General features: G+C 50.6%; 18 protein-coding genes and 3 pseudogenes. 18 read left to right on the forward strand and 3 right to left on the reverse strand.

Annotation, left to right across the window (positions count from 1 at the left end):
- Positions 1-54 precede the first annotated feature (54 nt).
- The 13 genes and pseudogenes from FHL07_RS07760 to FHL07_RS07825 all read left to right on the forward strand — a co-directional run bounded on the left by FHL07_RS07760 (position 55) and on the right by FHL07_RS07825 (position 14,604).
- Positions 55-564, forward strand: coding sequence for a hypothetical protein (locus tag FHL07_RS07760; RefSeq protein ID WP_138738317.1), 510 nt, complete (start codon positions 55-57; stop codon positions 562-564).
- A complete protein-coding gene (locus tag FHL07_RS07765) occupies positions 561-1,289 on the forward strand; it encodes a metallophosphoesterase family protein (RefSeq protein ID WP_138738318.1) in 729 nt (242 codons plus the stop codon). Before FHL07_RS07760 ends, FHL07_RS07765 begins: the two co-directional genes overlap by 4 nt.
- 112 nt (positions 1,290-1,401) lie before the next feature.
- Complete coding sequence (locus FHL07_RS07770) at positions 1,402-1,806, forward strand: DUF6957 family protein (protein WP_138738319.1); 405 nt, start codon at positions 1,402-1,404, stop codon at positions 1,804-1,806.
- Positions 1,807-1,809: 3 nt separating this feature from the next.
- Positions 1,810-2,223, forward strand: coding sequence for a hypothetical protein (locus FHL07_RS07775; RefSeq protein WP_178084378.1), 414 nt, complete (start codon positions 1,810-1,812; stop codon positions 2,221-2,223).
- Between the two features lie 838 nt (positions 2,224-3,061).
- Complete coding sequence (locus FHL07_RS07780) at positions 3,062-4,633, forward strand: recombinase family protein (protein WP_274595695.1); 1,572 nt, start codon at positions 3,062-3,064, stop codon at positions 4,631-4,633.
- Positions 4,630-5,523, forward strand: a complete 894-nt coding sequence (locus FHL07_RS07785) for a plasmid partitioning protein RepB C-terminal domain-containing protein (protein ID WP_138738321.1) — start codon at positions 4,630-4,632, stop codon at positions 5,521-5,523. Before FHL07_RS07780 ends, FHL07_RS07785 begins: the two co-directional genes overlap by 4 nt.
- Before the next feature lie 10 nt (positions 5,524-5,533).
- Positions 5,534-6,487, forward strand: a complete 954-nt coding sequence (locus tag FHL07_RS07790) for a plasmid partitioning protein RepB C-terminal domain-containing protein (protein ID WP_138738322.1) — start codon at positions 5,534-5,536, stop codon at positions 6,485-6,487.
- A gap of 240 nt (positions 6,488-6,727) precedes the next feature.
- Positions 6,728-7,726 (forward strand): annotated as a pseudogene (gene tnpC / locus FHL07_RS07795) (IS66 family transposase); the annotation flags it as partial.
- Positions 7,727-7,804: 78 nt separating this feature from the next.
- Complete coding sequence (locus FHL07_RS07800) at positions 7,805-8,323, forward strand: GNAT family N-acetyltransferase (protein WP_138738323.1); 519 nt, start codon at positions 7,805-7,807, stop codon at positions 8,321-8,323.
- 683 nt (positions 8,324-9,006) lie between these two features.
- The gene (locus tag FHL07_RS23825; RefSeq protein WP_238705519.1) at positions 9,007-9,309 is read left to right on the forward strand and encodes a transposase; all 303 of its coding nucleotides are present in this window, start codon (positions 9,007-9,009) and stop codon (positions 9,307-9,309) included.
- A complete protein-coding gene (locus FHL07_RS07815) occupies positions 9,306-10,151 on the forward strand; it encodes an IS3 family transposase (RefSeq protein ID WP_238705520.1) in 846 nt (281 codons plus the stop codon). The genes FHL07_RS23825 and FHL07_RS07815 overlap by 4 nt, the downstream gene beginning before the upstream one ends.
- A gap of 404 nt (positions 10,152-10,555) precedes the next feature.
- On the forward strand, positions 10,556-12,625 hold the full coding sequence (locus tag FHL07_RS07820; RefSeq protein ID WP_138738324.1) for an ATP-dependent nuclease: 2,070 nt from the start codon (positions 10,556-10,558) through the stop codon (positions 12,623-12,625).
- Positions 12,622-14,604 (forward strand): UvrD-helicase domain-containing protein, encoded by a 1,983-nt coding sequence (locus tag FHL07_RS07825; RefSeq protein ID WP_138738325.1) that lies wholly within the window; start codon positions 12,622-12,624, stop codon positions 14,602-14,604. The genes FHL07_RS07820 and FHL07_RS07825 overlap by 4 nt, the downstream gene beginning before the upstream one ends.
- Positions 14,605-14,897: 293 nt before the next feature.
- Here FHL07_RS07825 and FHL07_RS07830 read toward each other — a convergent pair whose 3' ends face one another.
- Entirely contained in the window at positions 14,898-15,392 is a 495-nt protein-coding gene (locus tag FHL07_RS07830; protein WP_138738326.1) for a hypothetical protein, read from the reverse strand.
- A 101-nt stretch (positions 15,393-15,493) separates the two neighbouring features.
- Here FHL07_RS07830 and FHL07_RS07835 point away from each other — a divergent pair, with 101 nt between their 5' ends.
- From FHL07_RS07835 to FHL07_RS07850, 4 genes and pseudogenes are all read left to right on the forward strand, one after another.
- Positions 15,494-16,582 carry a hypothetical protein gene (locus tag FHL07_RS07835; RefSeq protein ID WP_138738327.1) on the forward strand — a complete coding sequence of 363 codons (1,089 nt, stop codon included), beginning with the start codon at positions 15,494-15,496 and terminating at the stop codon, positions 16,580-16,582.
- A gap of 218 nt (positions 16,583-16,800) precedes the next feature.
- Positions 16,801-17,034 (forward strand): annotated as a pseudogene (locus tag FHL07_RS07840) (LysR family transcriptional regulator); the annotation flags it as partial.
- 179 nt (positions 17,035-17,213) lie between these two features.
- Positions 17,214-17,566, forward strand: a pseudogene (locus FHL07_RS07845) (AraC family ligand binding domain-containing protein); the annotation flags it as partial.
- 503 nt (positions 17,567-18,069) lie between these two features.
- Positions 18,070-18,654, forward strand: coding sequence for a hypothetical protein (locus FHL07_RS07850; RefSeq protein ID WP_138738329.1), 585 nt, complete (start codon positions 18,070-18,072; stop codon positions 18,652-18,654).
- 341 nt (positions 18,655-18,995) lie between these two features.
- Here the strand turns inward: FHL07_RS07850 and FHL07_RS07860 are convergent, their stop codons facing one another.
- Positions 18,996-19,208: a hypothetical protein gene (locus FHL07_RS07860; protein ID WP_138738330.1), complete on the reverse strand. Its 213-nt coding sequence runs from the start codon at positions 19,206-19,208 to the stop codon at positions 18,996-18,998.
- A gap of 101 nt (positions 19,209-19,309) precedes the next feature.
- Complete coding sequence (locus FHL07_RS07865; protein ID WP_238705521.1) at positions 19,310-19,522, reverse strand: hypothetical protein; 213 nt, start codon at positions 19,520-19,522, stop codon at positions 19,310-19,312.
- 401 nt (positions 19,523-19,923) lie between these two features.
- Between FHL07_RS07865 and FHL07_RS07870 the strand changes: the two genes are divergently transcribed.
- Positions 19,924-20,670 carry a hypothetical protein gene (locus FHL07_RS07870; protein ID WP_138738331.1) on the forward strand — a complete coding sequence of 249 codons (747 nt, stop codon included), beginning with the start codon at positions 19,924-19,926 and terminating at the stop codon, positions 20,668-20,670.
- Positions 20,671-20,849: the final 179 nt, after the last annotated feature.

Consider the following 20,849-nt stretch of genomic DNA (forward strand, 5'->3'; position numbering starts at 1 on the left):
GAACTTGGGCGCCGCCTTTCGAGTTACAGCACCGCAAACGAGGAAATCAGCATCATGTTTATTTCAGATGAGTCTTGTATGGTCGGCTTACCGGGCTTCCCTGGGCCTGGCCGCACGGCTTGGCGGATGATCGAGCGAGACCCCGAGGATTTCTGGTATCACGTGCGCTTTCGCATTTGTGAAGGAGCAAGGCCTCGGTTCAAAAAAATGATGCCATCAGACCCTTCGATGCTGACACACCTACTCTCGCAGCGGAGCCCAGAGCACAAGATTGAGGTGGTTCAGATTGTGACTCCCCCTTGCATGAATGGGAGTTCTTTAGAGCGTATGGAAAAGTTGATCAGTGCGATCGTGGGCTACGACAGAACCGGTGAGTGCGTACTGCTTCATAAAGTCGATAGCGGAGCAGTTTACAGCAGCTCTCCCGGCGAAATCGACGCAGGCTTGCTCAGAAATACTCGAACGATCTACGACGCCATGACTGCCGCCGGGAAGCATTTTCATTACACCAGCTGTCAGACCCCAAATCGCTCTGCCACTACAACGGCAGCAGGTTATCCATGAAGATCCAAATCTATTCAGATCTGCACCTCGAATTCGCTCGGTTCGACCCCAGTCCAAGCGATGCGGACGTAGTCATTCTCGCTGGTGACATTGATATCAAATCGCGTGGAGTCTCATGGGCGAACGACACATTCCAGTGCCCTGTGATCTATGTGTGTGGCAATCACGAATATTACGGCGGGCACATAGGTCACACATTGCGAAAGATGAAAGAAGCTGCATTGCCCCATGTGCATGTGCTCGAAAACGAGATGCTCATTCTCGATGGCGCGCGCTTTTTGGTCACAACTGCCTGGACGGATTATTCGTCTACGGGTGATGTGGTTGCGGCAAAGAGAATTGCTTGGGATTCGATGAACGATTTTTTGGTGATTCGAGCCGACTTGGATTACAGGCGCTTGCGTCCAGACGACCTAGTCGCTAAGTCAATGAGAGCTAACCTATGGCTAACCCAAGAGCTTAATAGACCTTTCGACGGCAAAACAGTGGTGGTCACACACCATGCACCAGTGTTGGATCACCTGGGTGACGATCACCCTGGACATCTGGCTGCAGCCTATGCGAACGATTGGTCAGAGTTACTTAGTAAGGCTGATCTTTGGATACATGGGCACACGCATTTTGCAGCAGACTTCTTCAAGAATGGGTGCCGAGTCGTTTCCAATCCACGCGGTTATCCGGGTCAAAGGACAGGCTTCGATCCTGAGTGCTTGGTGGTGGTTTGATGGTGAATAGATCTCGTCAGTGTCCTCCATGAGCTCGGAGTTGATAGATCAAAACTAGCGGGTGTGAGTTTGCTCGAACGGTTGATATTTAGTGTGAAGCTAAGGTTTTTGAATGGTCACTTTGAATGAAATCTCGCAGTTATTATACGGAGCTGGAGATGAATCGCCTGGCTGGCAGGACTCTGAAGAAGAACTGATCTCTTTGGCTGCAAAGACATTCCCAGGCAAAGCATTCTGTGTGGTGAAACAGTGGATCTTGATCGACCTCACCGTGACGCCGGTTGAAAGGGAAAAGCTTACGAGCCTCGGTCTACTTCCCGCGACGCTTTTCGCTCACGAAGTCGTGCTGGACAGTAAAGGTCGTTTTCAATCTGGCATGTGGGTACGCAGTAACTTCGGCAAATCCTTCACTGAAGGCTGCATGTTTGAAACCAAGAGTACAGTCTACCTCCTTTGTGGGGGGGGGCTTAGAAAAGAGGCCAGTATAGGTGCCGCTTTCTCTATGAAAGCCGGTTAAGTAATGACTGCCGCAAATACAGTTGAGTCATTTTGGAGCTTTGGCCGGATGCCAGAAATCATCGAAGTCGAATTTCATAGTAAGTATCTCAGTGACTTTCAACTGAGTCGTCTTGTACAGGCAAGTCTTCGAAAATACACCGTAGCCATTACAGCTTTTATCAGCGATGTGGTGATCATAGAAGACAAGTGCCTTGGCGTGTTCTTCGATCACCTTCAGGAAGACGGGACATATCGAACAGCCAATGGCGGAATAATTTGCACGACGAAAATTAAAAAGGCATGGAAAGAAGGGCGTTTCTGGCTTTTGGAGACGGGGGAGGGGAATTACCTCGTTGGTAGCTTCAAGCGCGGCGGTGGGCGACGTAGTTTTCTTGAGTTGCTTCGATCGTGTGATCGTCTCGAATCAGAAGATTGAATGCTTGATCTCTGGCGTAGTGGCGGTATGACTGCATGGCAGCTGATGAGCGCTGGATGGCTATTACGGTTTTGATCAGCAGCGCTCCGAGTTCAACGTGCGGAGCGCTTCTAATTGCCGCTATCCAATGAAACTCATTTTCCCCTCGGATGGATTCATAGCTCGCCTTGGTTTAATAGCCAAAGTCGTTCAGCAGTTTCTGCAAAAACTCACGCCTCCGATGGACGATGCTCAAAATTAGGTAGTCACGGTCGGTAGCTATCGTCGACAGATGCCCAGCGTCCACAAGGCCATGGATGTAGCCTTCAGCTGGAAGACGAGGCGTATCGAACAGCCAATGGAGGAATTATTTGCACGACAAAAATTCAAAGGATATGGAAAGAAGGGCGTTTCTGGATTTTGGAAGCTGGGGAGGGAAACTATCTCGTTGGTAGCTTCAAGCGCGGCGGTGGGAGACGTAGTTTCCTTGAGTTGCTTCAATCATATGAACGTCTCAAATCGGAAGATTGAAAACTTGATCTCTGGCGTAGTGGCGGTTTGAGTGCATGGCCGTTGATGAGCGCTGGATGGCTATTACGGTTTTGATCTGCATCGCTCAGAGTTAGACGTGCGGAGCGCTTCAAATTGCAGCTGGCCGGTGAAACTCATTAACCGAACTCGTTCAGCAGTTTCTGCTAAAACTCACGCCTCCGTTGGACAATGCTCAAAATTAGGTAGTCACGGTCGGAGTCTCTCGTCGACGGCTGACTAACGGTCGTTCCTTGTCACCATCAGGTCATAAATCAACCCCAAGCTAAATCAAATAGGCCAGGATTTTCCTGACCTAGAGGAGGCTTGCTTGCCCTCTCCACGTACGCGGACAACAACAGAAAACTCCTCCGATAGCCTGGTACCGGCTGCGGAATACGTTCGCATGTCCACAGATCATCAACGCTACTCCACCGAAAACCAGTCGGCGACCATCCATGCTTATGCCATGAGTCATGGCATGGAAATCGTTACCACCTATCGTGATGAAGGGAAAAGCGGCCTGGATATAGGCGGTCGCGATGCATTGCGCACACTGCTTGATGATGTACAGGCCGGGAAGACTCAATTCCAAGTCATTCTGGTCTATGACGTCAGTCGTTGGGGACGTTTTCAAAATACAGATGAGAGTGCTCACTACGAGTACCTTTGTACCAGTTCCGGCATCAATGTGGTGTATTGCGCGGAGCCCTTCGAAAACGACGGTTCGCCACTGGCAACTATATATAAAGGCATCAAGAGATCCATGGCCGGCGAGTACAGCCGTGAGTTGTCCCAAAAAGTTTTCGCAGGCCAATGCCGTCTAGTCGAGAAGGGTTTTCACCAAGGAGGGCCTGCTGGGTATGGACTGCGTCGTGCTCTGATCGATGAGAGAAACGAGTTCAAAGCAGAGCTATCGCGGGGTCAACAGAAGAGCATCCAGACTGATAGAGTCATATTAATTCCCGGCCCGAAAACCGAAATTGAGATCATTCAACGCATCTACTATCAATTCGTACATGAGCAGATGAACGAATGTGAGATTGCCAATGCGCTGAACGCTGAAGGTGTACTTACCGATTTTGAGCGCCCTTGGAATCGAGGTAGCGTGCATCAGGTGCTGACTAACGAGAAATACATCGGCAACAACGTCTATAACAAGACATCCTCGAAATTACGTAAACGCATCACTCGTAACGAACCAGACAAGTGGATTCGCTGCGATGGGGCGTTTCAGGGCATTGTCTCACTGGGCGTATTTGCTGATGTACGTGAAATCATCTTGCAGCGCTCACAGCGCCTAGACGACGCACAGCTCCTAGAGATGCTTCGCACCCTGTTAAAGCGCGCAGGCACGCTCTCTGGGATGCTCATCGACGAGCAGGACAACATGCCTTCCAGCACGACCTATGTAAGCCGCTTCGGCGGGCTTTTGCGTGCCTATACTCTCATCGGCTACACACCAGACCGAGACTATCGATACCTTGAAATTAATCGGTCACTTAGACAATTGCATCCCCAGGTTCTTGAAGACGTAGTGAAGCATTTCGAGCGCGTTGGAGCGGGAGTCGAACTGAACAATCAAAATGACCTACTGACCGTTAACGATGAATGGACAGCATCCGTAGTCATTGCCCGTTGCCAGGCTACACCTGCTGGAACTCTTCGCTGGAAACTTAGATTCGACAATAGCCTAACGCCCGACATCACTATCGCTGTGCGTATGGAAGAAGCGAATCTTCAAGTGAGGGACTATTACCTCGTTCCCTGCATAGACATGGGGACATGGCCACAAAAAATGACCGAAGAAAACAGCCCCTTGATAGACAGCTACTGTTTCGCAACGCTGGACGTACTTGATGGGCTGGCAGCGCGTTGCTCCCTAAAGGAGGCTTTTCAATGACAGTACCATCTGCATCACGTGATCGCGTCACGCTCATTCCTATCGCGCAAATCCACATCCTGAACCCTCGCTCGAGAAACAAGAAAATTCATTGTGAGCTTATCGAGAATATCAAGACGGTAGGCCTTAAACGTCCAATTACCGTCAGTCGAAGGACTGTGCTGCAAGGAGTGCTCAGTTACGACCTCGTTTGCGGACAAGGTCGCCTTGAAGCGTTCCTTTCGTTAGAAGCTACAGAGATTCCGGCGTTTGTCATCGATGCGGTAGAGGAAGATTGTCTGGTCATGAGCCTGGTAGAGAACGTTGCTCGAAGACAGCATCGTCCTATAGACCTGATGAACGAAGTTGGGCGCCTAAAGGAGCGTGGTAAAACAGACACGGAAATCTCACAAATAATTGGCACCACGTCCTCATGGGTAAACATGATTACGGGGCTGCTGGAGCGCGGCGAAGAAAAGCTTCTATCTGCAGTTGAAACGGGCTTGATTCCTCTAAGCATGGCCACGGATATCGCCCGCAGTTCGGAGAGTGAAATACAAAACGTACTCACTGACGCTTACGAACGAGGAATAAGGGGGAAGAAAATTACAAAACTGAGACATCTTCTAGAGTTACGGGCCAAAAAGGGCAAGCTTGTCCGTGGAAACCCGTTAGGAGGTAGCCAAAGTAAGAAGAAACGAATGACCCCTGTAGACCTGAGACGTCTTTTTGAACGAGAGGCCGAACGCCAGCGTCTGATGGTGAAAAAAGCAGCCTTCACTCATGATCGAGTGGTGTTCGCCACGCAAGCTATCAAAGAACTGTTGTCCATCAGGGATTTCGCACAACTGCTCTCTACCGCGTGCCTAGACTCATTGCCGAAACTTATACAAGTTCGACTAAAGCAATAAGGGGACGACGATGTCAAATCAGCCACCCGAACCTACCAGCCATCATCCAGCTACTGTGCCTAAAAGTGCTTTTTTGAGTGAGTGCGTTCGAATAAGAGTGGCCAATATTCTTCCTCTTAAAGTCTCACGGCCATCAGTAAAAGAAAGTCTTAAATATCAACAAATACTTGCTTCGATCCAGGATGTGGGTTTGGTAGAACCGCCTGCTGTTACGCCTGTCCCCGGGCGCGACGGGCATTACTTTTTGCTGGATGGCCATCTGCGGGTTGAGGCGTTGAAAGATCTGGGAGAATTAGACGTAGATTGCTTAGTGGCGACTGACGATGACACGTACTCCTATAACAAGCGTACCAATAGGCTTTCTGCTGTCCAGAGTAACAAAATGATTGTTCGAGCTATGGAAAGTGGTGTCTCGGCGGAACGTCTAGGTAAAGCCCTTGGATTATCACCGCAGACGATTAAACAAAAATTTCGTCTGCTCAATGGCGTCTGCGAGGAGGCTATTGCCCTTTTGCGCGATACAAGTTGCCCAGCCAATGTATTCAACCTTTTAAGACAAATGAAACCCCTGAGACAGATCGAAGCTGCTGAATTGATGGCAGGAAACAAAAATTTCTCAGTCATGCTCGCCAAGGCACTTTTGGCCGCCACACCGTCCGATCAACTCGCTATTCAAAGAAAAACCCAACCAGAGCAACAAGTCTCTGCTGAATCAATCGCTCGCTTGGAACGTGAACTTGCCGCCTTGCAGATGCAGATCAAAATAGTGGAAGACGATTATGGCCCAGACGTACTGCATCTAACTGTCATCAAAGGTTACCTAACCAAGCTTCTTGCCAACGCTACCGTTGTCCGATGGCTGGCCAAGCATCAACCTGAGTACCTTAAAGAGTTCCAATCCATCGCGGAGCTGACGGAGCTGCCGTGGGGAACCGAGGAATCAGATGAAGAAGCTCAGACTTGACCTGACAGTGACCCAATTTGCGGTCGTGACTGTAAGGTCAAATTTAGTTGATCATCTTGGCTTGCCAGATTTTCTTTCCATATTTAAATGTCTAAGCAGGCACTAGGCCACAATATTTTTTTCCGCGATGAGTCCGCTCATCATTTTTATTGGGTCAGAGTCTGGCCATATCAGCTACCTATGGACACGAAGCTTCGGTGAAATGCATCATCCCGCTCGACTGAAAGGCCAGGTCATTAAATCCAAGTTTCCAAGTTCGCCGACCACCTGCCTCTCTATCGACAGGAAAAGATCTTCGGTCGTGCCGGCCTGGCCATCCCGTGTTCGACACTGGCGCAGTGGGAGGAGCAATCCGGCATGCAACTTCAGCCTCTGACAGATGCGCTACGCGAAGCGGTGCTGGGCCCGCGCGTAGTCCATGTCGATGAAACGCCAGTACAAATGCCGTCGCTAGGATAGAAGAAAACCCACCGTGCTTACGTCTGGGCTTATAGCAGCACGCCGTTCTCGGTATTCAAGGCCGTGGTCTACGACTTCAGCCCTGGCCGTGCAGGCGAATATGCGCATAACTTCCTGGGCGCCTAAAACGCCAAGCTGGCCTGTGACGACTTTGCTGGCTATTAGGCCAGCTTCGAGCTGGGCATCACCGAAATGGCTACATGGCCCATGCGCGCAGCAAGTTCTTCAATCTGCATGTAGCCAATAGAACCAATTGGTGGAGCCGGCACTCCATTCGATTGGCGGGCTATACGAAGTCGAGCTACACGCCAAAGAAATGAGCGGCGAAGACCGTTGGCGATTACGCCAGGAAACGGCTGTGCCCATTGCGGAGCAACTGTATGTATAGATACTGGCCCAGCGCGAGCTAGTGCCCGAGGGCTTGGCTACGGCAAAGGCCTTGGATCACAGCCTTAAACGCTGGGTAGCGCCGACGCGCTACCTGGAAGATGGTGCCGTACCCATCGACAATAACCAGATCGAGAACTTGATCCGGCCATGGGCGCTTGGACGGTCGAACTGGCTGTTTTCTGGGTCGCTATGCAGCGGGCAGCGGCGATCATGAGTCTGATCCAGTCGGCTCGCATCAATGGGCATTATCCGTATGCTTATCTCAAGGATGTGCTGCAGCGGCTTCCGACGCAGCGAGCCAGCGGGTTCAATCAACTGCGGCCACATCAGTGGGTGCCTGCCTCATCTGGACAAGTGGTGTTCGCTGGCCGCTTATACTTGGTCGTCTAAGCGCATAATATCTACGACTATCCAAAGCTGGCTTTTGTAGTTTGACCGCTATCTCAATCACATCACCAAGACCAACACATGCCTGCGATTATCCGCCTTGCTTTACCTGAAGATGCACAACTGCTGCCCGCCATTGAAATCTCCGCTGCTCAAGCATTTCGCATGATTAATGAGTTGAGTTGGCTGGCTGATTCGCCTCCGATGTCCATCGAACGTCATAGCCAACTCATTGCGCTATCGACATGTTGGGTTGCACTTGATGCCGAAAATCAGCCACAAGGATTTCTCAGCAGCGAGCGGTACGGCAGTGATCTTCACATCTATGAATTATCAGTGATGCAATCGATGCAAGGAAAAGGTACAGGGCGGCGTCTGATTGAGGCTGCGAAGGGCTATGCGCGCTCAAGCAGACTTAGTTTTATAACGCTTACGACATTCACAAATGTGCCATGGAATGCACCATTTTACTCCCGCGTAGGCTTTCAGACTAAAGCAACCACAGATCTGGATCAGAGGCTGGCGGGGATATTGAGCGAGGAGTACAGACATGGATTCGCTCCGGAAAGTCGGTGTGCCATGGCATGGCCAGTGACTTAATTACAAAACTGTCAGACCTCTACGCGTATAGGAAAGGAAGGTGTGTCAGCCGGACGCTTACGAAAATCCATCGATACTGTAAATATTGGGCCGAGCACGGGCTCCAATGACAGGCCACGCTAACAATCGTTGTAAAGGATTAGGTTGTTGAAGATATACCTAGATTGCGAATTTACCCAGCTAAATCAGGATATCGAAACTGATATCCCTAGCGCTGGCGTCGGAGTCAGGCGACGAATTCTATGTTGAACTGACGGATACTTATTCGGACGAGGAGCACAGTGATTTCTTCATCCAAAACGTTTTACCGCAGCTCGATCCTCTGCGATATGGTCAGTCGCTTGTCGAAGCTCGAGCTTCGTTTCGAAAGTTTCTTGAGCGGCTCTCGGGTTTAGTTACTCGCTTTCATTTACTTCACCACTGCCTGTGCCAACTACACCTTCACTTTTTGGTTGCCCACGATCATCAAAGGATTGGGTGTTACGAGCGCCTCACATATTGGGATATATTCCGAAATTCCTTATGTGTTTTCCTCACTCGGGGTGCTCTTTGTGTCGGCGAGTTCTGACAAGTGCAAAGAGCGTCGATGGCATGTGGCTGTCCAGCACGTTCTGAACTGGCCTAATGATTTTGGACACCTCAATCGGGCGCTATGATGGCGCCCAAATATGAGGTGTTTGGATATGCGTAAATCTTATTCAAGTGAGTTCAAACTCAAGGCTGCCAGCATGGTGCTGGACGAGGGTCAGTCGGTTCCCGAGGTCTGTGCCAGTCTGGATATCGGCCCTACGGCTTTGCGCCGCTGGGTCGATCAAGTTCGTATAGAGCGCTTGGGCTCAACCCCTGTGGGCGCTAAGGCGATTACCGCGGATCAGCGGGAGATCCAGCAACTTAAAGCCTTGCTCAGGCAAAAAGACCTGGATATCGAAATCCTAAAAAAGGCCAGTGCTCTCCTGCTTTTGGACGCCAAAGATCATTCTCGTTGATCGATGAGCTGGACGAGCAGTACGGCGTTATCAATTGCTGTCGTGCGTTCGGAGTTAATTGCAGCAGCTTTTACGCCTGGCGCCAGCGCCAAGGCAAAGTGAATCCCGCGTGGGAGAAGCTCAAAGTCTTACTGGTCAAGCATCACAGGGCATCAAGGGCATCAAGGGCGTCTGCGGGGGCAAGAACTTTGGCGAAGCAGTTGCAAGAGAACGGTCATCGCGTCGGTCGATACCTGGCCCGCAGTTTGATGCGAGAAGCTGGAATTGTCAGTCGTCAACGCCGGCGCCATAAGTACAAGTCACCCGGCGTGGAAGCTTTGGTGGCACCGCATGTGCTCAAACGCGAGTTTGATGTTACGGCGGTCAATCAGGTGTGGTGTGGGGACGTGACGTATATCAAAGTCGGCAAGCGCTGGTTGTATTTCGCGGCAGTTCTGGACTTGTTCGCTCGCCGGATCGTGGGCTGGTCATTTTCGATGATCTCCGATGCCACGCTGACCTGCGAAGCCCTGAGGATGGCGATTGAACTACGCGGTCGCCCAAAAGACGTGCTGTTTCACTTCGACCAAGGTTGCCAGTACACCAGCCATAAATTCAGAAATGAACTGCTGAAACATGGACTCCGGCAGAGCATGAGCCGTAAAGGCGAATGCTGGGACAATGCTCCGATGGAGCGTTTCTTTGGAAGTTTGAAATCAGAGTGGGTGCCAGAAGTAGGCTACGGGTCGGAACATGAGGCCCGGGTGGATGTGCAGCGCTATATATCGCGCTACAACATCACTAGGCCACATAGCTACAACGACTATCGATCACCAGTCGCCAGGGAGAAGCTGGTGGCGTGAAACCTTAATCGGTGTCCAAGATTACTTGACCAATTCATTCACCATCCTTGATGAAGACTAAACCGTCCCCAAAATCGTGAATGTTGGATTCGAATTTCACGTAGAAGACGCCCTGTGACATTTGCGGTGCTCCAATCGGAAGGGGAGCTAATGACCGTAGAAGACGCTTTTGGATCTCTCAAGACCATGATGTAACAAATGATTGTTTCAGTCTCCCCCCAATGCCCCTGCGTTTACTTCCTTCTCTGGGAGTTATTAACCATACAGGCGGTTATCTTTATAGGGCTGGTTTCCTGGGTAATACCATGTCATATAGCTATCAATCTTCAGGGATGAGACTTTTAATGGCGTGAATATCCAGTACGCCAATCCCTGTCTTGACATGTGTATCAGGGAGTGACGCTGTGTACCTATCTGCCTTAAAAATCGAAAATTTCCGACAGTTTGGCCAAGCTGGGCATAGCTTGCAAATGAGCTTTAACAAAGGTGTGACAGCGCTGGTAGGGGAAAACGATGCTGGCAAGACAGCCGTCATCGACGCAATCCGTTATGTGCTCCAAACCCGTGATGCCGAGTATATGAAGCTGCAGCTCGAGGATTTCCATATAAATGATTCCGGTGTCCAGGCTGACACGATCACATTGGTCTGCACGTTGGATGACTTGAATAAAGCTGAGTTAGGTGCTTTTGCAGAGTATGTGACTTACAAAAGCAAAATTGGACGTTTGCATATTCATTGGTCAGCCAAGCGCGTGCACGGCTCCAATCTCACGCGCAGATGGGCGGACATCAGTGTCCGATCAGGGGGGAAAGGAGAAGGCCCGTCTTTGGACGCAGGCGTTCGCCAATTGCTCGCCACTGCTTACCTAAAGCCATTGAGGGACGCTGAGCGTGAAATGTCACCAGGGCGAAATTCCCGTTTATCGCAAGTGTTGAGTAGTTTCCCAACTATTGATGCAGGCAATGACTTCGACACAGTTTCTCCACCAGCCACTACTTCGGATGCAGAAGCACTCAGCATTGCGGGTATGGGAGATTATATGCGGCACCTGGTGAATAAGCACGGCGCTATCATCAGTGCCGAGCAGGCGATCAATGTTAACTACCTTGCACCTCTGTCACTCGCTGGACAGCCACTGACAAGCCGTATCAGTTTCGGTGAGGGTGGTACTGCGTCAGCTCGACTTAAACAGGTTCTTGAGCGCCTTGAGCTTGGGTTGTTAGACCATGCATCAGGAGAGTCTCGAGGCGTTTACGGCCTGGGCTCCAACAACGTGTTGTTCATGGCCTGTGAACTGTTGCTCCTCGGGAAGGAGCCGGATGGTTTACCGCTGCTTCTGGTTGAGGAGCCGGAAGCACACCTACATCCGCAGCGACAATTGCAATTAATGGATTTCCTTGAAAAAGCAGCCAAGCCGGGTGAAGGACTTAGGCCCGTCCAAGTGATTTTGACAACGCATAGTCCCAATTTGAGCTCAAAAATTCCGATTCAGAATCTGGTGATGATGCACCGGGGACAGGCATTTTCTCTCGCGGAAGATCAGACCTGCCTTGGCGCCGACGACTATAGATTTTTGAGCCGCTTCCTTGACGTCACTAAAGCCGGTTTGTTCTTTGCGAAAGGGCTCCTCGTGGTAGAGGGTGATGCTGAGGCGATACTTCTTCCGGCGCTCGCCCATTGGCTTGGAAAGGATCTCACAAAGCACGGTGTTTCTGTTATCAACGTTGGGGGAGTAGGGCTAAGGCGCTACTCGAAAATCATGCAGCGCCGAGACATTTCAAAAGGCGAGATCACTATTCCAACGGCGTGTATCACCGATATGGATGTTATGCCAGATTGTGCTCCAGAAATACTTGGATTAGTTACAGGGTCGGCGGATCCTAAATGGAAAAACACAGACAGGCGCTGGAAAGCTACCTGTGATTTCGGAGCCACTGCTACTGACCAAGAGGATGGGCTGGAAGAACACAGGAAGAAGCGAACAGAAAGCGATGGCCAATGTGTCCGAACCTATGTAGCGGATCATTGGACTCTTGAGTATGACCTTGCCTACTCGGGCTTCGCTCGCGAAGTACATGCTGCTGCATATTTCGCAATCAACGAGGAGAAAATCGATAAGGGCAAAGTGACCAAAGCCGATCTCCTGAGCGCAGCGGATGACGCATTAAAAGCCATTGAAACTACACATTCTTCAAAGGAAGCTCGTTGCTCCGCAATTTATAAGTTGTTCAAAAGAGCTTCGAAATCCATTGCTGCTCAGCATCTTATCGATCTTATCGACGAACGATTCATCGCCGGTACCTTAAATGTTACTAATCTGCGTGGGCTTTTGCCCAAGTACGTTATACATGCTATCGAGTACGCGACCTGTGGGGGAGCGATATCCACTGTGGGAAGCGCCGCGCCTGCGATCAATTCCGGTGTTGTGGCCGATCCTGACTCGCCGACTGCTGTCGAGGAGGACAAGGAATGAACCTCAACCAGCTTATCGATCCGATAACTGATGAAGATGTGGAATGGGTCGTTGACCTTATGGAATTGAAAGCACTAGACGAGCCACGTCGAGACTTTCTCAAGTCCATGAGCACAGTCGACGTTTCTGCGTGTCCTGGTAGTGGGAAGACCACACTTGTCGTCGCGAAGCTTGCGATACTTGCCCGGCACTGGAAAAGCCGAACTCAGGGGATCTGCGTTCTATCGCACACGAATGCGGCGAGGGAAGAAATTGAACTTCGCCTGGGTGGTTCAGAAATTGGACAGCGACTGCTTCGTTATCCGCACTACATAGATACGATCCATGGCTTCACAGGGCGATTCCTCGCTTCGCCATGGCTACGATCGAAGGGCATTACTCTAGCTGCGATTGATGATGAGCTCACGCATACGGCTCGCAGGAAAGCGCTAAATTCTTGGGCATATGGGGGTATGAAGAAGGCCTTCGAATCTGCGTATCTGAACGTAGAGAAGCTGCGCATTGAGACTGTCGACTTTGACAATCCCCTTGCCGGCCGGAAGTTCCACTTTGCACCCCACACAGCAACCTATAAAAGCGCGTCCAAGGCTTTAAGCTATGCGGCAAAGACGGGATACTTTTGCTTCGATGAGGTCTTTGTCTTAGCCAACGCGTTGCTCGATGAGGAGCCAGCGGTGGCAGAAGCGTTGCGCGTGCGCTTTCCCTGCATTCTGGTCGATGAGATGCAGGACACAAGGCATGACCAGGCCAGCATTCTCAGCAGAGTGTTTCCACGCCCAGATCCAGATGTCTGCGTCATCCGTGTAGGAGATCCAAACCAAGAAATCTTTGAAGAAAAGATCGTGCTTCCAGAGCCTTTTCCTGATCTGACGTCTTTAATGGAAATTGCGAGTAGCTTCAGGTTCAGCCAGGCGATTGCGTCGATTGCCAACCCCTTCGCCTATCTGCCCATTACGGGAGGATTGGTTGGCCTGCGTCGGGACGTCGACAGCCAACCTATCCCCAATACAATCATCGTGTTTCCAGATAACGACGTCAGCCAAGTGCTTGATGCGTATGGGCGTTTACTGATTGAGCATCTTCCAGAACATGCCCGTAAAGCCAATGTCTTTGCTCTAGGTGCGGTTCATCGTCTCGTGGATGACAAGCCTAAACATTACCCCAAGGCAGTTGAGCATTATTGGCGCTTGTACCAGTCTGGAGTGAACAAGGCGTCCTTCAGGCCACGTACGTTCGCAGAAGGGGTTCATATTGCGCGCCGATATCTAGAGCGAGATGCAACGGCGGCATCCGGCGTGGAGATGGTTGCGTCCTGCTTACTGACGTTGGTGCGACTGGCATTTCCGAATACGTCGATTCCAGCGAGATCACGCAATCACCAGTGGTTAGAGCAACTGATGATGGGGCGGACAGAGCTAGCTTTTCACTACCGCGAATGTCTCCAGCACCTCCTATTCGATGCGGCTGAGTTGACGAAGGTCGTGTGGGAGTCGACTGCGGCGCCTGCTCTTTTGAGGCTCGTGAAGGAGATGACGGGAGCTGATTTAGCATCGGTTGCAGCAGATGCTCATCCTTATCTTCAATGGACGCCGGCGCCCGTTGCGCTAGATCCAGGCGACAATGGAGGCGCGCTCCTCAACACGTACAGATTTGAAGACGGCCTAGATAGCGTTGACATTCGATTGTCCTCTATTCATGCCGAGAAGGGTAAAACCCATGCTGCCACGCTGATACTCGAAACCTACAACCGCACCCACTTCGTCAACAAGCTTTTGCCATGGCTTGAGGGTAAGTCTGTAGCAGCGAAGCGTCCCAACGAAAGCGCGAAAAAAAGCATGATGCTTATGTACGTCGGGATGACTCGGCCAACACACATGCTATGTATAGCTATGCGCAAAAGCTCATTGGGGGAGGGCACTACTGAGGTGAAGAAAAGAGCTGCGTTAGAGAAGGCCGGATGGTCAATCCTCGTGATATAGGCTCGGATTGAAAAACTGTGCCGCATGTTTAGCCATTTTGGTTTGCAACATCAGCGCTGATGGATTTCCATTTTTTCTTGAGTCGCTCAAATTTCCTCGAGGTTTTTTCTACGGAGGTAGTTGAAATCAATAGTGAATTGATGCCAGCCCTGCAGCAAGGCTGGCAAGTGCAGATCAACGCTTGTCTGGAGGTGTCTGCCGATTTACGACTGGCTCTTCGGATCTCCGTTGATATTCCGTGGTAGGGGGCGGAGCGGGAGTTTTATTTTCGTTATTTTGTACTCTTTTTTCGGTCATACGGTGAGCTCTCTGATGGTTGTGAGAATCGCGAGTATCATGAAAAAACCGGCGCCCCATACCAGCTCCTTATAAGCCAATTCTAAAGGCTTTGATTTGGCGTCGATGGCTTTTTTTAACTCTTCTAGAGTGTCGATATAGCAGTTGTAGATGTGGATTTTTTGCTGCTCTGGTTCAACAATTCGTAGGTACTCAGCTGTACCACGATTCGAAGGAAGGCTTGGGCATTCACTGATTCTTAAGGCGCTAAATGCATGGCCCCACGAGCAGGTCACGCACATAGCGGCGGCGATGAATGATAGGAAAATCATCACGCCTAATGGAGAGGTCACCTGGAACAGAATACCATTTTTTAGGCCTGCCAATGCGCTAACTGCCGCAATCACAATAGAGACGGCAGTTAAGAATTTTGCGCATTTGTTTTCGAAATGATCGAAGCGACCCTGTTCTTCTTTGAAGCGCTCTTTCAGGTAGCTGATGGTCTCATCCATGCAATTACGTATCCGTTTAAAAACCGTGAGAGTCACGCAGAAAATGAAGCAGGGCTATCTGCTGGAGTTGCTATGATCAAGCTTCACTCAGGGAGCGGTCAATGAGCTTAGACACCTACAGGAAACAGGTTAGTACTTGTCAGAACAATATTGCCAAGCTACAAGCTGACAAGGGACGGTTCTCTCTCAAAGCGGTAGCTGCTTTGAAGAAAAAACAGGATGCGCTTGCTGTCGCGAGCCGTTCGAAGAGTGCTTCTGTCATCAATGCGAAGGGGCGCGAGGCTCTAGGGCATGAGTCTGATCAGAGCAAGGCATTGGTCGAGATGGCCAAGGTCGATCGCAAGATCGCCGATGAGCAAAAGAAGCTTGCGGTTGCTCAGAAGAAGCTTGACCAAGAGGTTGTGAAAGAACAGAAAAAGCAGGATGCCTTTAAGAAAAAGGGTGAAGCAGACCTGAAAAAGAAAAAGGTAGAACAGCTTCGGACGCAGCAGGCGCACGAGCGGCAAATGCGGCAGCTAGGAGCCGGGCTTGTAAGGCACGAAGATATGCATGTGGAGACAGCTCTGCAAATCCAAATGCTAAAGGCATTACCCGAACAGATCACCGTATTGTTCATGGCGTCAGATCCCGGAACAAACAAGCTTGCACTTGATGAAGAGGCCCGATCTATTGGCGAGAAGATTAGAGCTTCGGATCACAGGGATGCGGTGAATTTTCAGACACGCTGGGCCGTCAGGCCGATGGATATCCTTCAGGCTATCAATGAGCTTCAGCCAACTGTTGTTCACTTCAGTGGGCATGGAACCTCAGAAGACGCGTTGGTGCTTCAAGATGACCAGAGGCGTCCGAAGCATATTTCTAAGGAAGGTATCGTCAGTGCGATCGCGGTCGGCTCTGATAGCGTAAAACTTGTGTTCTTCAACACTTGCTTCTCGTTCAACCAAGCGCAAAGCTGTGCTGAAAAGGTAATCGCAGCTATCGGCATGAACCGGGAAATCGGGGACGAGGCTGCTCGTGTCTTCTCCTCGCAGTTTTACTCAGGTATTGGGTTCGGGCACTCAATTCCCAAGGCGTTCGCTCAGGCTAAATCTGCGCTGATGATGGAAGATCTCTCTCAGGCTAACATTCCTGAGTTGCATCTAATGGAAGGGCTATCTGATGAGCAGTTGACGCTAGTACGGCCGCGTTGAATTCGAAGATGCGGTACTTTGCGGCTGGTTGTCGCATAGGTCGTATTGGCGGGCCTGCTTTCTGGCGCGTAAAAACGAAATCCCTGGCGCTCGGAGCACAGCGAGAGATGATGGCGAGGAATAGCATCGAGGGATAAGTACATAACGGTGCTTTGAGCAATGCTTGGTTCTAGAATACAAACATTTGCAGGTCATGATTTACGGGGCTTCTAACTTTTCTTCTGATCTATCAAGAAAGGGGAGTGATGAAGGCTTCCAAACTTCTGGGCGTCAGACAGCCGGCAGTTAGCAACACGCTCTCCAATCTGCGAAGCAAATTTGATGATGCGCTGTTCTCAATGCCAAACTGCCAACCCACGACAAAATCTCATAGGATGGCTGAGATCTTATTCCCGGCGATGGACTGCCTTCAAAAAGCGATCGAAAAGGTGAAACATCTCGACGCTGACTGATCCTCAGCGCCCGAAATGATCGATTCATCACCCAGATGAACGAGCGAACCTTCTGGGACGACCAACTTGGATTGAGCGTCGCATCCACGCTTGCTCTGAGCAACTCACCTTAGAATCATGTGCGCGCAGGTGAGTCGAAGCGCCCGTACTGGCTAAAAAAATAAGAAGAGCTGATTGTGATGACTATTGAGCGTTCACCGCCCCCCATTATCAATATCGGCCAAGTCTATGATAAACGTTATAGAGATGCTGAAATCCACTACGACCGGCTAAGCAACCTTGCGGGATTCTTCGGGCGCAATATACCGGTGCATCGACATGATCGTTTTTTCCAAATGCGCAACGTAAAAAGCGGTGCTGTCAGGGTGTATCTAGATGATCAGCAATACGTCGAACGGGGGCCGATGTTTTCCTCACCCCTCCGACTGTCCCTCATTCTTTCGCCACAAAACCCAACAGTGAAGGTCATGCACTGACCGTCAAGCAGCAGCTGGTTTGGAGTCTGCTCGATCAAGATTCAGGACTTGCGCCTCATTGCCTCGGCAAACATCTTCGGTCTCCGGCGACAGATTTTACACAATTTTCTTAACCCTATTCAGATCGACAGTGAGCCGTGAGCCCGAAAAATTTTAATCTGAGAATGATGTCAGTGGGCAAGCAATGGCGCACGCGGCAGGCAGTCTCATTTTGAGTATTGGTCATAGCTGGTGAGTGTTCTGGATATCTACTGTGTAGTAATCGCGCTGACATGACCATCCATTTACGTTCAAACTTATCTGCACCTTCGTAGCCTGACTGGCAGAAAAACAATCCAAGGCGGACGTAAAGGTCTGAGGCCGTTTGCTTATCCTGCGATAGCTAATTCAATATGCCAACGCTCGAATTTTCGGCAGGGCTGGAGCGATCTCTGTTCTTGGGCAAGTTACCTGCATGTAGCATTCGCACAGCTTCGGAAATGCTGTGCGCCACGCTTTTACATTGAGCCCCGATCGGAATATTCTTCAACCCCACTCAATCATAAGAGACACCATATAAATGCAAGAGTTGGATGTCGCCAAAGCAGAGCTCTGTGCCCTATACCTAGGCTTGCAATCGGATGCAGTGATCAGTCGCGAGCGACTCTCTCCCACGTGGAGTGGCTTCGATGATCGATCTTATGTTCGGACGGTGTTCGCCATGTTTGAAGGAGTAGGGTACGCAATTAGGCAATACATTCTGGCGCAAGCGTTATCTGGACGATATCAGATCTCAGCTCAGGAGCGTGATTTGCTCAATGAGAAGACCTTTGTCTTGGACGGCAAAGGAAATATCAAAACAAAAGAAAGCTTCCTCCAATTTCTTCCTGGATTCCGCCTGACGATAAACATATTGGGGAGGTGCCTTGGGCGTGAGATGTATGTTGCCAATGCTTTCGGACACCATACTTATGAAAGCTTCCAAAATGGAATTGCAATCCGAAACAGGGTTACACATCCCAAGCAGACGCAAGAGATGATGCTCTCACGTGACGAGATTGAGACCGTGGAGAAAGCTGAAAACTGGTTCAACAGCTTGCTCGCAGAGTTATTGGGTGACGCATTCACAAGGCACTCTGATCCACTCGGTGCTAACGCTGTCTAGACAGAGCATGCGATCAACGATGGTACCGTGCTTTCTCTATATCGCTCACCAAAAGTGGATTACGATTCTGCCCCCTAATACAGGCAATGATCCCAGGACGTGCCGAGGACAGATTTGCGCCTGCCTCTAGCTGGATAGTCAAGATGTCATTCGTGCGGGGAAACCGCACATGGCGGTCGAAACTTTGACACCCGATACTGAACGCAGACTAAAAAAAAGCCCACGCAATGTGGGCTATTTTTGTGCTACCGATCAAGCGCTACATGGGTAATCTGTATAGCCGTCTTCGCCATCAGCATAAATTCGTTGGTTGTTTAGGTCGTTCAAGGGCGCGCCTGTTCTTAAGCGTTCAACAAGTTCAGGATTGGCGATGAAGTAACGCCCGAATCTTTCACAAGAGCCGCTGCCTTTTCCAGATCCAATCCAGCGTTAGCGGTCAGCGCTCCGGTAAAATTACCCGCCAGAATCTCCAGAATTTTATCGACGTCGGGTGCACCGAACCAGCCATTCACATCTACAACATGGATATAACTGACTCCTTTTTCCTGAAGCATGAATCGCCCCGGGTTTCGTAGACACCTTTGTGCCTTAAACTTGTACCTCATTCCAGGCGTAGAGAGGGACTCCCCCAGTTAGGAGCATTATGCAAGAGCGCCTAAATCGCTATTTTATCGTGCAGTTCAATTCCTACACGATCTGCCATACGCATGCGATAAGCTTCGAGGGCAGGCGGGTATTCGATGCCACGTACGATCGACATGCTACGCAATGTTGAAAACAGATCGATGTCATCTGCCGACAGTTCGCCGTTCACCGCGCTGGGTGACTTGATCAAAAGCGCGAGGGCCAGCAAATGACGGTTTATCACGGCTAGTGGCCATCTATCCCATCTTGAGCCACACATCATCGAAAAGATGGTGCCGTTCCTGATAGCCTGTCACGCCCGCATGGCGCAGCCTCTGCTCAAGCCGAAAATCGGTAAATGGCTGGTGACATCGCCTTCCTCGATTAAGAGGGCGGCGAGCGAAGGCGACCTGTGGGTACGCGCCGTGATGCGATATGAGTCAATGCCAGCTGAGCCTCTACCTATCTGATACCTTAGCTCTCACGATAGATTCCATAGAAGTGCATGGCAGCCTTGACCAATCTCTACCCAGCCACCAGCCCCATCTGGTCTCTGAGCCACCAATAGGTACCCATAATGGATTACTCGTTTATCCACCTTCTCAACGCGGTAGCTTCTCTCGATACGACCCAGGTCTTGCCTCGATGACAGAACTGTTCTCGCTTTCTCTTCTTCAGGTTATCAGCGACTGGCAGATTGGCGGTGCTTCAGAGGTTGCACTGCGACGTGGACAGGCGCTGGAGCAAGAATGCGCAAATCTCCCGATCGAGTTCAAGTCCGTCCCGTCAGCTTGTTTTCGTCGAGTGGTGCTAAAAAAGGGCAGCATCTGGAACCTCTTGGGCGAGCAAGCACTTCCGGAGAAAATCTCGTCATGGACGTTCGACCTGAAGGTTGCCAAGGTTTTCAAGGACGGTGTTCCTCTCCATGGCAAAGGGTTGCAGGGCATCATCTTCGAACGACCGCCCCAGCAAGATGAGATCATCGTCAACCTGTGGGCCTTGTTCCGTGATGCGAGTTTCCAAGCAGCCATTGAGAAGCATAAGAGTTCGATCAAGCGTTTTGCAAAGGGGATGGGCAAGTACGGAGATGCGCAGTGCGAAATCGTCCTGAAGGTTGAAACTCTTACCCAAGAGCATATTTATTCCCTTGGTGGCCACAGCAGTTCTGCTGAAGATATTCTCAAGCATGCCACTGAAGATATTTATGGACGCCACGCCACACCGGCGCAAAAGGATTTTCTCAGATGGGCCATGGAGGTAGGCCCTGACGTCACCGGGCCGAGGTGGCTTACCCAAGAGGCTACCCGAACCGTTTTGAACCGGGTCGAACCTCAGATCCCGCCACTGCGAGCCAAGAAGGCCGTTGGGGGCAGCGTCAAAATTGAGGCGTAAGAACATATGAAGGTCTTGGAGAACAGCGCCCCTAGGGGCTTGGCTTATGTGCGAGTGAGCGCGGCGGGATTAGTGAGGATATCCGCACCTGGGAGTCGGGTTGCTTCGGTGACTTCGTACGGCAAACTATCGCGCAGAGGTATCCAAAATCGTAGTGAAAAATCTAAAAGGTGCTGGTA

This window comes from Pseudomonas sp. FSL W7-0098 (assembly GCF_005930585.1).
Lineage (GTDB): Bacteria > Pseudomonadota > Gammaproteobacteria > Pseudomonadales > Pseudomonadaceae > Aquipseudomonas > Aquipseudomonas bubulae.

What these genes read in the sequence shown, in the direction of transcription:
- FHL07_RS07760 (WP_138738317.1), top strand. Translation starts at nt 55, where the DNA reads ATGTTTATTTCAGATGAGTCTTGTATGGTCGGCTTACCGGGCTTCCCT.
- FHL07_RS07765 (WP_138738318.1), top strand. Translation starts at nt 561, where the DNA reads ATGAAGATCCAAATCTATTCAGATCTGCACCTCGAATTCGCTCGGTTC.
- FHL07_RS07770 (WP_138738319.1), top strand. Translation starts at nt 1,402, where the DNA reads ATGGTCACTTTGAATGAAATCTCGCAGTTATTATACGGAGCTGGAGAT.
- FHL07_RS07775 (WP_178084378.1), top strand. Translation starts at nt 1,810, where the DNA reads ATGACTGCCGCAAATACAGTTGAGTCATTTTGGAGCTTTGGCCGGATG.
- FHL07_RS07785 (WP_138738321.1), top strand. Translation starts at nt 4,630, where the DNA reads ATGACAGTACCATCTGCATCACGTGATCGCGTCACGCTCATTCCTATC.
- FHL07_RS07790 (WP_138738322.1), top strand. Translation starts at nt 5,534, where the DNA reads ATGTCAAATCAGCCACCCGAACCTACCAGCCATCATCCAGCTACTGTG.
- FHL07_RS07800 (WP_138738323.1), top strand. Translation starts at nt 7,805, where the DNA reads ATGCCTGCGATTATCCGCCTTGCTTTACCTGAAGATGCACAACTGCTG.
- FHL07_RS23825 (WP_238705519.1), top strand. Translation starts at nt 9,007, where the DNA reads ATGCGTAAATCTTATTCAAGTGAGTTCAAACTCAAGGCTGCCAGCATG.
- FHL07_RS07825 (WP_138738325.1), top strand. Translation starts at nt 12,622, where the DNA reads ATGAACCTCAACCAGCTTATCGATCCGATAACTGATGAAGATGTGGAA.
- FHL07_RS07830 (WP_138738326.1), bottom strand. Translation starts at nt 15,392, where the DNA reads ATGGATGAGACCATCAGCTACCTGAAAGAGCGCTTCAAAGAAGAACAG.
- FHL07_RS07835 (WP_138738327.1), top strand. Translation starts at nt 15,494, where the DNA reads ATGAGCTTAGACACCTACAGGAAACAGGTTAGTACTTGTCAGAACAAT.
- FHL07_RS07850 (WP_138738329.1), top strand. Translation starts at nt 18,070, where the DNA reads ATGCAAGAGTTGGATGTCGCCAAAGCAGAGCTCTGTGCCCTATACCTA.
- FHL07_RS07860 (WP_138738330.1), bottom strand. Translation starts at nt 19,208, where the DNA reads ATGCTTCAGGAAAAAGGAGTCAGTTATATCCATGTTGTAGATGTGAAT.
- FHL07_RS07870 (WP_138738331.1), top strand. Translation starts at nt 19,924, where the DNA reads ATGACAGAACTGTTCTCGCTTTCTCTTCTTCAGGTTATCAGCGACTGG.